This window comes from Acinetobacter sp. ANC 5600 (assembly GCF_002018395.1).
Classification (GTDB): domain Bacteria; phylum Pseudomonadota; class Gammaproteobacteria; order Pseudomonadales; family Moraxellaceae; genus Acinetobacter; species Acinetobacter amyesii.
Window position 1 is genome coordinate 72,400 of sequence record NZ_MVKW01000011.1, and the last position, 11,266, is coordinate 83,665.

The 11,266-nt window shown below is 37.4% G+C and carries 12 protein-coding genes; 3 read left to right on the forward strand and 9 right to left on the reverse strand.

All coding sequences use genetic code 11. The features are described from left to right. The first annotated feature begins 108 nt into the window (after positions 1–108). On the forward strand, positions 109–279 hold the full coding sequence (hemP, locus tag B1201_RS16060; RefSeq protein ID WP_078189103.1) for a hemin uptake protein HemP: 171 nt from the start codon (positions 109–111) through the stop codon (positions 277–279). Between the two features lie 197 nt (positions 280–476). Here hemP and B1201_RS16065 read toward each other — a convergent pair whose 3' ends face one another. The 4 genes from B1201_RS16065 to B1201_RS16080 form a co-directional block, all read right to left on the reverse strand. Beyond that, positions 477–1,796: a sensor histidine kinase gene (locus B1201_RS16065; RefSeq protein ID WP_078194422.1), complete on the reverse strand. Its 1,320-nt coding sequence runs from the start codon at positions 1,794–1,796 to the stop codon at positions 477–479. A gap of 4 nt (positions 1,797–1,800) precedes the next feature. Continuing rightward, positions 1,801–2,469 (reverse strand): response regulator transcription factor, encoded by a 669-nt coding sequence (locus B1201_RS16070; RefSeq protein ID WP_078194423.1) that lies wholly within the window; start codon positions 2,467–2,469, stop codon positions 1,801–1,803. Positions 2,470–2,600: 131 nt separating this feature from the next. Then, complete coding sequence (locus B1201_RS16075; protein ID WP_078194424.1) at positions 2,601–2,963, reverse strand: NirD/YgiW/YdeI family stress tolerance protein; 363 nt, start codon at positions 2,961–2,963, stop codon at positions 2,601–2,603. Positions 2,964–3,067: 104 nt separating this feature from the next. Then, positions 3,068–4,825, reverse strand: coding sequence for a GspE/PulE family protein (locus tag B1201_RS16080; RefSeq protein ID WP_078194425.1), 1,758 nt, complete (start codon positions 4,823–4,825; stop codon positions 3,068–3,070). 186 nt (positions 4,826–5,011) lie between these two features. Between B1201_RS16080 and B1201_RS16085 the strand changes: the two genes are divergently transcribed. Further along, positions 5,012–5,983 (forward strand): hypothetical protein, encoded by a 972-nt coding sequence (locus tag B1201_RS16085; RefSeq protein ID WP_143221720.1) that lies wholly within the window; start codon positions 5,012–5,014, stop codon positions 5,981–5,983. 42 nt (positions 5,984–6,025) lie between these two features. Here B1201_RS16085 and tsaA read toward each other — a convergent pair whose 3' ends face one another. Beyond that, positions 6,026–6,733, reverse strand: coding sequence for a tRNA (N6-threonylcarbamoyladenosine(37)-N6)-methyltransferase TrmO (tsaA, locus tag B1201_RS16090; protein WP_078194427.1), 708 nt, complete (start codon positions 6,731–6,733; stop codon positions 6,026–6,028). Positions 6,734–6,839: 106 nt separating this feature from the next. On the opposite strand from tsaA, the gene B1201_RS16095 reads away from it, so the two are divergent. Continuing rightward, positions 6,840–7,619, forward strand: coding sequence for a ferredoxin--NADP reductase (locus B1201_RS16095; RefSeq protein ID WP_078189109.1), 780 nt, complete (start codon positions 6,840–6,842; stop codon positions 7,617–7,619). A 71-nt stretch (positions 7,620–7,690) separates the two neighbouring features. On the opposite strand, the gene B1201_RS16100 is transcribed toward B1201_RS16095, so the two are convergent. From B1201_RS16100 to B1201_RS16115, 4 genes are all read right to left on the reverse strand, one after another. Beyond that, positions 7,691–9,409, reverse strand: coding sequence for a T6SS phospholipase effector Tle1-like catalytic domain-containing protein (locus tag B1201_RS16100; protein ID WP_078194428.1), 1,719 nt, complete (start codon positions 9,407–9,409; stop codon positions 7,691–7,693). A 9-nt stretch (positions 9,410–9,418) separates the two neighbouring features. Beyond that, positions 9,419–9,859 (reverse strand): hypothetical protein, encoded by a 441-nt coding sequence (locus B1201_RS16105; RefSeq protein WP_078194429.1) that lies wholly within the window; start codon positions 9,857–9,859, stop codon positions 9,419–9,421. An 82-nt stretch (positions 9,860–9,941) separates the two neighbouring features. Then, positions 9,942–10,847: a DUF4123 domain-containing protein gene (locus B1201_RS16110; protein WP_078194430.1), complete on the reverse strand. Its 906-nt coding sequence runs from the start codon at positions 10,845–10,847 to the stop codon at positions 9,942–9,944. Continuing rightward, the coding region (locus B1201_RS16115; protein WP_143221721.1) for a DUF2345 domain-containing protein at positions 10,848–11,266 on the reverse strand (419 nt) is incomplete at its 5' end.

An 11,266-nucleotide genomic window follows, 5' to 3' on the forward strand; every position in this document is an offset into this window, starting at 1 on the left:
TGTAAGCAAATTTATCTTTTTTATAAAATCCTAAAATTACCGTTGACAGGCCTATTCGATAATGATTATCATTTAAACCATTCAGAAATACACCACGGAGTCGACGGAATGAACGCACCATTTAGCCTTTTTACTCGTAGCAATGAAGCACACCACTCACTGCCAATGCTACATTCAAACAACCTTTTTGCTTTAGGACGTGAAATTCGCATTATGCATGCAGGTGAAGAATATCGACTACGTTTAACACGAAATAATCGCCTTATTTTGACCAAATAATTTCTGATAAAAATAATAATTATCAGCGCAATAAAAATAATCGTGGACACAAGCAGTAAGCCATTCGCTTACTGCTTTTTAAGTTTTGTACTTAGTCAAATTAAGCTTTATAGGTACTCAAACTTAATTTAAAACGCAACACTCATCTTCCTCTCATAATACTCTTTCGCTCAAATTCCATAGGGCAAATCATGTGTTTAGCGGATTGGAAAAATAAGTTGTACCTTTAAGCCGCCCAGTTCAGAGGCTTTCACACTTAATTGACCTTGATGTAACTGTACAATTTTTTGGGCAATTGAAATACCTAAACCTGAACCTTGCGTCTTCGTTCCCAATACACGGTAAAATCGCTCGCCAATGCGTTGCAATTCTGCGACTGTCAGTCCCGCACCTTGATTTTCAATCGTCCAAACCGCCTGCTGTGCTGTTACCGTTAAATCAATCTTGACCTGTCCTTGCGTAGGACTATAGCGAATAGCGTTATCGACTAAATTGCGTAGGCAGCTAAACATCAACTCTGCGTTCATAGCAAACTGTACAGACTGGGTCTGTAGCTTCAATTCGATCTGTTTTTCTTCAATAAACGGCTGTAAAGCATCAATGACTTGTAAACTCAGCTGTTCTAAGTCGTTCTGTTTTTTATCCAATTGCTCTGATTGCGTCGGGTCGAGCCGCGCCAAAATCAGTAGATTTTCCAGCACGCGCGTTCCTCGATTAACATCGTGCTGTATGCTCAATAAATCCTCCTGAATGTCGGGATATTTTCGTTTTAATACCTGAAGTCGCATTTGAATCGCAGACAGCGGTGAGCGTAATTCATGTGAGGCATCGGAGGTAAAGCGTTGTTCCGCCTCTAAGGCTTGATCTAATCGGTTTAATAAAAAATTCAGCTGTGTTTGGATCGGTTCTAGTTCCTGTAATACAGGTTCAGGTAAGACGATGGCTTGTAAGTCATCTACATTTTTTTCAGCGATTTGTTTTGAAAAGAGCTTTAGAACTTTCAATTGACGTTTAATCAAAATATGTAGTAATAGCCATTGGATCAACCAGACAATCAACAGAATCCCTGCATAGCCTAGTACGCTTTGCAGCGTTTCTCTGAGCCGTGTTTTCATCGGTTGAATGATTTGTACGGTTAATCCATCGTCCTGAAGTGCATAGCTACGCCATAACGCGCCTTCTCTCCATTGATAATGCAGCCCATGTTTTAAATTGAGCTGATGTTCAAATGCTGTGTGTTGTTCCGACGTGGTTAAGACTTGCTGCCCTTGCATGAGTTGATATTGCATATCAAACTCTTCACTCAGTTCATCTATTTGTTCGTCTTGCTTCAGCGTGAGATCAGTAGCAGTGAGCATGTCAGCCACTTCGTCCATCAGGGCATCATGCACATTCATGATGTGATACAGCCCAAATCCCAACATCAGACACAGGGAGATTGCTCCCGCCCAAATTGCACTGAGCAGTGAGGTTTTAATCAGTTGCGACTGTAAGGAAATGCTTTTTTTATCACTCATAGACTTAGCTTTGTTGCGGAAGATTCATGCGATAACCCAACCCCCTTAAGGTTTTAATGTAATCACTGCCAATCTTCTTACGCAATTGGTAAATAAAAACTTCGATCGCATTACTTTCAACTTCATCGCCCCATGCATAGAGTGATTCTTCGAGTTGGCTACGTGTCATAATATGCTCAGGATTCAACATCATCTTATGCAAGATTTGATATTCACGCGATGTCAGCGTAATTAGTTCCGCATTTTTACGCAGCATTTTGGCTTGTACATCCAAACTTAAATCACCAAAAGTCAAACAATTATCACGCTGCTGATGATGCAAGCGTAATTGGGCACGCACCCTTGCTGACAACTCTTCCAAGCTAAAGGGTTTTACCAAATAATCATGAGCACCCAGATCTAAACCTTCAACACGATCTGCAATACTGTCCCGAGCAGTAATAAATAAAACTGGTGTGAGCGGATGCAACTGTACGATACGTGTTAAAATTTCATCACCAGTTACTTTTGGTAAGCCACGATCTAAAAGTATGCAATCATATTGATGTTGTTCTAAAGCTAAAATAGCGTGATCGCCGCGATCAACCCAATCAACACTGTAGCCATCCATTTCAAGCCATGTTTTTATACTGTCGGCTTGGGATGCATCATCTTCTGCCAATAAAATTCGCATCTTACCTACCCTATTTCTATGGTTCCGACTTCAGTGTATCGAACTTTTGCTCATATCTACTCAAATCATAAAAAAACCACAGCAAGCCGTGGTTTTTTATAGTGCAGCACTGTATTGAATGACAGGCTAAATTAAAATTTTACTTGATCGACATCAACTTCAACGCGTTTCGTCGGTTTGTAATCAATGTCGATTTCTCCAATGAGCGTTACGGGTGTTTTAGCTGAAATCGCTTTGCCTTGCCAAAGTTCATCATCAATATCCACCGTAATGCTGCCTGTGCTATCGCGGAACTGATATTTTTCATCGCCCATCGATTTGACAACATAACCTTTCAATTGAACTTTACTATCATCTTTTAAGTCTAAGGCATGTTTCACTGATGTGGTTTTCATCGGTGCAACAGCTGTTTGATTAACTGCTGTATTCGCGACTGCAACCGATGCCACACCTGCAAATGCTAAAACACATACCAATTGAGTGAATGTTTTCATCTTCGGTCTCTCTTACTTTGTCTATTTCGATAGCACTATTTAAACAAAGCAAGATGAGTCGAATCTTAAGCTGCAAAGACGTTTTTATTTATTTGATCAAACCATTAGTTGAGCGGTACGACACGCAGGACTTCCTCTAAAGTCGTCACCCCTGCAAGTACTTTACGTGCACCTGCAATTCGTAATGGTTCGACATGCTCTTTACGTGCCTGTGTACGTAATTGGGTTAAATCTGCATTGGCACCAATCAATTGCTTGGTTTCAATACTGAGCGGCATAAATTCATAAATCCCCACACGGCCTTTATACCCCGTTTGACGACATTCATCACAGCCCACCGCCTCGTAGACAAAATCAGGCATTTGTATCGCATATTCAAAGGTCAAATGTTTCCACTCTTGTTCATTGATAAAAGTCTCACGCTTGCAGTGTGGACAGAGTTGACGAACCAAACGTTGTGCCAAAACCCCTAAAATGGTCGCTGCCGTTAAAAAAGGCTGAATCCCCAGATCATGTAATCGCGTCAAACTCGATGGTGCATCATTGGTATGTAAAGTTGAAAGCACCAAATGACCTGTTAATGCAGCTTGGATCGCCATATTTGCCGTATCATGATCTCGGATCTCCCCGACCATGATAATGTCAGGGTCTTGACGCATTAAAGCCCGTACACCATCGGCAAAGCCTAGATCAATCCCTGTATTCACCTGCATTTGGTTAAAACTTGGCTCTAACATCTCAATCGGGTCTTCAATGGTACAGACATTCACTTCTTCGGTTGCCAATTGTTTGAGCGATGAATATAACGTGGTGGTTTTACCCGAACCCGTCGGACCAGTCACTAAAATAATACCGTGACTATGACTGGTTAAGGCCTTCCAATCATCTAACAGACGCCCTTCAAAACCGAGCTGTTGGAAACTACGTACCAAGACTTCAGGGTCAAAAATACGCATGACTAACTTTTCACCAAAGGCCGTTGGCAACGTCGATAAACGCAGCTCTGTTTCTTGGCCTTTGGGTGTACGGGTTTTTAAACGTCCATCTTGCGGTTTACGTTTTTCAGCCACATTCATCCGACCTAAGATCTTAATTCGCGAGACCACGGCTGTCAGGGTATTTGCGGGCATGTTGTAGATGGTATGCAATACGCCATCGATACGAAAACGCACCTTTCCTGTATCTTTACGCGGCTCGAGGTGTATATCACTTGCACCTTGTTCGAAGGCAAACTGTAAGACCCAATCCACAAGCTTCACAATATGCTGATCATTGGCATCTGGATTTTGTGTATCACCTAATTGTAATAGCGCTTCAACGCCTTTATTTTCACGGTCATAACTCGATGATTTTTGCGAATTACTGACCGCACGACTCACTTGGTAATATTCAACCAAATATCGCTGTAGTTGATCTGGACTGAGTAATACACGCTGAATCTTGCGTGGTAATACCGTTCTTTCTAAATTGGCAATCCATTCATTTTTATAAGGTTGATCCGTTGCAATCAACACATGCTCATTTTGTAATTCCACCGCTAAAATGCGATTTCGTACTGCAAATTCCTGCGACATAATGGCTGTCAGTGCAGGCACATCAGCTTTTAAAGGATCGATAATATAAAACGGTACACCTGACTTTTCTGCCAACCATTGACAGAGTCTATTAAGTGTTAAGGTAGACTGCGGATGACTCTGATCGACTAAATTAAAATTGGCAATCCATTGTAAAGGATGCCATTTCAACTGCTCACGCTGACGGTGCGTGGTTTGAATCAGCATTTTGTCCCGTTCAGTAATACGTCCATCTTTTTGTAATTGGTCTAAACACCAAGAAGTGTCAATTTCAAAATTAAAAGTCATTGTTCTATGTTCCCCAAACATAAAACTACTATAGCAAAAAATTCTAAAGGCACGCTTGTGTCATTTGTGTTTTGCACATAGGTTTTCTGAAAGCATACTATTTTTGTTATTAATGAAAACATTCATAAATTTAAGCTATAATAAAGTTGCCTATCAGGGCTTTATAATTACGATATAAGAAGATTTATGATGAAAATAAAAATATTAGCAATTTATACGATGACTATTCTTAGCTTAACTGCCTGCGGCGGTGGCGGTGGAAACTCAACCTCTAATAATGACTCCAGCGAAAATCCAACGATACCAAATGCTGCTTTCCAACAGTGGTCAACTTTTGAACTCGACAGTGAAAGTGATGTGCTGTCATACGAAAGTGATACTGCAACTATCGATAATGGTAAACTATATACTTCAGAAAGTAGCGATTCATTTATGGTCACAGCGAATGGCTTGTATGATGAAGGATCTCTACACAGTTCGTATGGCTATCTGAATGGCAATATATCCATTGCAAATAATGTGTGGACGCTAAGTCCTCATTCCTCTATTAATTCATCAGGTCTAAAAATTACGACAACAATGAAGTCCTTCAATCTTGAAGGTGAAATCCTAGCATCTCAAGTTGATGCCTATAATTATTGGATCATAAAAAATAATATTACTGATTCAAGCAACTATATTTCTAACGATGCTCTCAAATACTTAACAGCTATTTCAAATATTAAGTTTCCCGCTGGTTCTCGCTGTTTACAATTAAATAAAGTATCAAATAGTGAACAGTATTTAGATTTAACAGATTCCTCAGATAGTGATAGTCAAAGTTTTTTAGCTGACTGGTGGGCTGATCTTAGTACAGATATTACTGCGAAAAAATACATCATGAAAGATACTGTAGCCTATACCGTAGCTGATGATGAGAGTGAATATGGCGTAGCTCAATATAAAAATCGTTTTTATGACGCTTACCTATCTCCTAAAGGAGTGGAATACAATATGCAGGATTTAATTAAGGTTATTGATAATTGGATAAATACTTCAACTAATCCTACTCAAAAAACTCAATTTTTAGAGTTTAAACAATTAGCTGAGAACTCTTGCAGCATGTATAACGATGTTGCTCTTAACGCAATCAAACAAAGTTTTGCAGCAAATAAATAATTTACACATTTAATAAAAAAGGAGCTAAAAGCTCCTTTTTTATTAAGATATATCAATAATCAGAATTTGTAGATCACAGACCTGAAATTTTACATTCAATCCACCAAATAACATGCCATACACACGTTCATCATCATGCTGATAAGCAGGACGTGGATCTAAACTCAATACTTGTTCCAGTTCTGCTTTTAATTGATCGGTTAAATTGCCATTATTCAAAAATACCTGTTTTTGTTGCTCAGCGTGCTCTGACCAAATCACAGATTTTCTTTCTGGCTCATCCTGCGCATAACCACTTTGCGCATCCATCACTGCATCAGAATATTGAATATATGGTTTGATATCTAAAATTGGCGTGCCATCTAACAAATCACTGCCGACCACATAGACTCGTACCGATTTTCCGACTTTTTTCACGCCTTTGAGCTGCACAACCGACAAGCCCATAGGTGACGGCCGGTACATACTTCGTGTTGCAAATACCCCGATTTTTTGATTACCACCTAAACGCGGAGGACGAACTTGCGGACGAAATTTTGTCGAATCTGCATTTTTATTTTCATGAAACTGCCAAATTAGCCAAAGATGACTAAAATCTTCAATCCCTTCAAAAGCCAATAAATCGTTATAAGGTTCCACCATTTCAATATAAGATTCGACTTGCACCAAATTCGGCTGACGTGGAATACCAAACTTTTCTCGGTAGGGAGATTTCATATACCCGATAATTGGCATTTTAAGCTCAGACATAATCACTTTTTCTGATAAGTTCAATTAAATATATTCAGTTTATCGAGAATGATTTTAGATTAGAATAGTAAGCTGTTCTAATTTGATAATTTTATTGAGACCTTTAATGGCTGCTTTTAACGTCGAAAAGATTACTCACGTCCACCATTGGAATGACACTTTATTCTCTTTTAAAACCACTCGCGATACTGCGTTACGTTTTAAAAACGGTCAATTTGTGATGATCGGCCTTGAAGTAAATGGTAAGCCTTTAATGCGCGCTTATTCTATTGCAAGCGCAAACTATGAAGAAGAATTAGAGTTTTTCTCTATTAAAGTTCCAGATGGTCCTTTAACGTCTATTTTACAAAAAGTAAAAGTTGGCGATGAAATTTTAGTGTCTAAAAAACCTACAGGTACTTTAGTTCTAGATGACTTAAACCCTGGTAAAAACTTATACCTACTTTCTTCAGGTACAGGTCTTGCACCGTTCCTTTCAGTGATTCGTGACCCTGAAACTTACGAACGTTTTGAAAAAATCATCGTTGTACATGGTACTCGTTTCATTTCGGAATTGGCTTATCAAGATTTAATCTTAGATGAAATTCCTAACCACGAATTCTTTGGTGAATTAGGCGCGAAAGAAAAATTGGTTTACTACCCTACGGTAACTCGTGAAGAATTCCATACTCAAGGCCGTGTAACTACTGCCATTGAATCTGGTCAACTTTTCGAAAAAATTGGTCTTCCTCGTTTCAACCCTGAAACTGACCGCGCAATGCTTTGCGGTTCACCTGCATTCCTAGACGACGTTGCTGCACTACTTGACCAGCACGGCCTGAAAGAATCTCCTAAGATGGGCGTTCTAGGCGACTACGTGATTGAACGTGCATTCGTTGAAAAATAATTAGTTTGAATCAGATAAAACGAGGCTTTTGCCTCGTTTTTTATTACTGCTAATTCATCCCACTTGGTATTTTAAATTTGGCATATAGAATCGCTTTCTAAGGGTTTCTCTTCAGGTTCATTTTGTATCTGTTCATATATAGGTCCAAGTTTTTTATCAGTTCTACGTCCTTTCCAACTACGATTAGACTCATATACAGTTCTCTGTCTAAAATAACTAAACGGCTCTACATTTGCCACAAACCCATATTTAGAGTCATGTATATAATTTGAATAAAAATCTACAGCTTCTTGAGAGACGTCTTTTTCCCAACTTTCCAACTCCCACTCATCAATATGCACAAGCATTTCATACAGTTTAAATGCAGGATAAAAAATTCTAAAAAGGTGTTTTACACCCGTAATATTTGACTGATTAAATGTAGTATAGTTCTTTGTCCACTTAATACGTTCAACTTCAGTTGCCATATCAGCAGGTCCGGTTGGAAACTCAAAACCATCCTCCTCCCTAGAAATTTGGCTAACTGAACGCGAAGCATTTGCTTGCTCAATATCACCATTAATTAAATGTTTTTGTCTTCTTCGGTGTAACGTTCCATAAGAACCATAATATAATTTCATGTAATTTTGGATATCATGTTCTGTAACACCAGTAGAAGCACCTACTTCTTTTTTAACTGAATTAAATAATTGTTGTGTTTCTTCATTAATCTTGAATTCTTTTTCAAATAGTTCTTTATGTTCGCTTTCTAATTTTAAATAGTCAAAAATTTTTACATTCGCTGATACTGCAGCATCCATCATATGTTTTAAAGGTATTCTTGCGAAATTATTATCTACATTTTGTGAATTTGGCTGATAACCTCCTCCAACATCTGAGTGCATACCAGGATAAACTATTTCTTTCCACGTTTTTGGATTGGCTAATTTGCCATCTTTACGTATTAAATCAACAGGAAAAGAAAATCTTAATTCATTACCAGCAACCAAATGCAAGCAATTTTTAACCCTAGGATCAACTACCATATCCCGCCCTCTAAAGCTCAACTTATTCGGCATATTCGTAGCTGGTAAACCAAATGAAGCTACAGTATCAAACAATCCAAGAAATTGAATATCCAAAGGTATTTTTTCAGATTGTCCTGCTAGACTGTAGTTTAAACTTAAATCTTTACTTTCGTTATTCCAAATCATTTCATTAGAGAACACTCGTGCCAATGCAGCACCGCGGGAAAAACCAAAAATTGATAGATTGATTTTTTTAATTAATCGATGCTGGTTTAAATTAGCTTCGATTTTTGCTTCAGCTTCAATTTTACGTTCCTCAACTTGTGGCTTAAGAATCGCTTCAACTTGTTCAATTTTAAGTTTTAAAACGTTGGTTAACGTTTCACTAATCTGGTCTTCACCATATTCTAAGCGCCTAGATCCGCCAACTCCAGTAGCGCCACCAGTAGGAAATGTATCTTGAGAATTTGCTATTTGTTTGTCAATCCAATTATTAATCTCTCCATTAAATGGAGTTCCAACACCTGAAATGTAAATTGGATGACTTAACTGTATAGGCGTTTTTAGAGAACGCATTTCAAAGTTACTATAAGAAATAGCATTACGCCATAGTTTTGCAGGATTAGCTAACTTGGCAATTTTTTCATCATTCTCTAAATTATTTCCAGTTCCATCAAAAAAAACTGAAATATTAACTACATCAGAACAATCCTGTTTAGCATTAGGACCCTGATTAGAAACATCTTGATTACTATTCTTTATTTTCTGTAATTCATTAAACATAGTCTTCTCTTATTTTTTTTCTTTTGCATTCAATTCATCAATTATTTTTGCTCTCCACTCTAAACCTTTTTTAGTAGCACGAGGCAATTCATTTGATAAGGTAATCTCTACACTATCATCTGGATATAAATGTACTGCTAAGTATTTTTTACCTTTTATTTCTTCAGAAGTTAATATAGGAACATTGATTGCTGTATGTTTGCGGGAACTATTTGTTTCACCCCATTTAACAAATTGTGACCCAGTTAAAACTGCTGACCTTTTCGTTCCACTACCAAACCCACCGCCTAATTCTTCTTGATTTAATTCAACGATATAGGGGATATAATTAGCATCATAACCATAAGATGTTGTAGTCAAAACATATGTTTTTGTGGATCCTGTACTACACCCAACTAGACCCATCATTATAGTAATCGGCAGCATTACAATTTTTTTTAAAACATTCATTAACTTACCCTTAATTTTAAATATACAATTTTTAAATTAGTAATTTATTACTATTCATAGTATTTAAATCACTATAAATGCACTAGCTCAGTTGCATCAAATCTTCAGCTTCTTCCATTGCCTGATCCATATTGATGATTTTATTTTTTACTTTTAAAAGAACACTTTGCAAAAACATATCACTTTCAAACTTATCTTTATAAATCAATGTCAAACATATAAAATTTAAAATATCTCTAGTGCCATTTAGCGAATATTCTCTAGCCTTTTTAAGCATTTCAATAACATATAAATACAAGTCCCAATTATTGAATGACTTTATCAAAAAAGGATTATTTAATTTTAAATAATAAATTAGATGATCAGGAAAAGTAGCTTCGACCATTAGTTCTTCTTGTTCAATTGTAAATTCAAAGGGCTGGCGCCAGTCATAAAATATTTGTAATTCACAATTATTATAACCAATAATTGTATGTAGTTGACCTATACGATCCCAATACCACCAACTATAAATTGGCTTTAAAAGAATCTTCTTTTGTTCTTCCAATAATACTTGTTGTTGTACATATAAAGTTTTATCAGTTTTTTGCCCTACTAATGTACCAAGTATCGCAGGATCCCAAAATGCCAAATACATTTCAAGTCCCCCCTCAAACTTAACATCTATAAATTGTCTTAAGTGCGCATATAAGTCATCGAAAGTTAGCCTTGTGACAATTAAAGTCATTCGTGATGTACCAACAATCCGATGATTAATATATTCCCACTCAGAACTATTTATATTATGACTCAATTGAATTAAATGTGGTGATAACTCCGATGCTTTATCACCGGCTGCCTCAACCAATATATTACGTGATTGCAAAATGTCCTTACGTTTTAAAAAGCTACTATCTTGTGCAGCATCAATCACCCCATATATAAAATAGTTTTCTCTAGGGAATTGCTCAAAGAAACGACTTAAATCATTTTTTATTATTTTCGACATCTATTGACCATCCCCTTTATTCACAAATGCACCTCGTTGACTCGCTCTTCTTGCCAAGCATTCCCAACATACACTTTGAGGAAAAAAAGGAAGACTTATATTGACTTTCGAGCCATTTAAAAATAAATGTTGCCCGGCCTTCACCTCAAATTTTCCAGCAGTAGTTGGCAATACCCCTGCACTGCTAATCTCAATTTGACTACCACCAGCTGTCAGTACTATTTTCTTACTGGCTTTAATTTCGACTGTATCTTCCGTGGAAATAATTTGAATACCCTTTCGTGCAATCAAATCCGCCCCATCTCCTTGGGCTTGGATTTCAACTTTGCCTTTGCCTGCATACGCACGTAATCCTTCTTGTGCTGCAAATAGACTGATCTTGCTTTGTGCATGGGCAATTAAGGATTTTTGACTGCTGA

Excerpts from the sequence above, each read along its gene's own strand:
- B1201_RS16100 (WP_078194428.1), bottom strand. The coding sequence starts at position 9,409 with ATGTTTAATGAATTACAGAAAATAAAGAATAGTAATCAAGATGTTTCT.
- B1201_RS16105 (WP_078194429.1), bottom strand. The coding sequence starts at position 9,859 with ATGAATGTTTTAAAAAAAATTGTAATGCTGCCGATTACTATAATGATG.
- B1201_RS16065 (WP_078194422.1), bottom strand. The coding sequence starts at position 1,796 with ATGAGTGATAAAAAAAGCATTTCCTTACAGTCGCAACTGATTAAAACC.
- B1201_RS16085 (WP_143221720.1), top strand. The coding sequence starts at position 5,012 with ATGATGAAAATAAAAATATTAGCAATTTATACGATGACTATTCTTAGC.
- hemP (WP_078189103.1), top strand. The coding sequence starts at position 109 with ATGAACGCACCATTTAGCCTTTTTACTCGTAGCAATGAAGCACACCAC.
- tsaA (WP_078194427.1), bottom strand. The coding sequence starts at position 6,733 with ATGTCTGAGCTTAAAATGCCAATTATCGGGTATATGAAATCTCCCTAC.
- B1201_RS16080 (WP_078194425.1), bottom strand. The coding sequence starts at position 4,825 with ATGACTTTTAATTTTGAAATTGACACTTCTTGGTGTTTAGACCAATTA.
- B1201_RS16110 (WP_078194430.1), bottom strand. The coding sequence starts at position 10,847 with ATGTCGAAAATAATAAAAAATGATTTAAGTCGTTTCTTTGAGCAATTC.
- B1201_RS16075 (WP_078194424.1), bottom strand. The coding sequence starts at position 2,963 with ATGAAAACATTCACTCAATTGGTATGTGTTTTAGCATTTGCAGGTGTG.
- B1201_RS16095 (WP_078189109.1), top strand. The coding sequence starts at position 6,840 with ATGGCTGCTTTTAACGTCGAAAAGATTACTCACGTCCACCATTGGAAT.
- B1201_RS16070 (WP_078194423.1), bottom strand. The coding sequence starts at position 2,469 with ATGCGAATTTTATTGGCAGAAGATGATGCATCCCAAGCCGACAGTATA.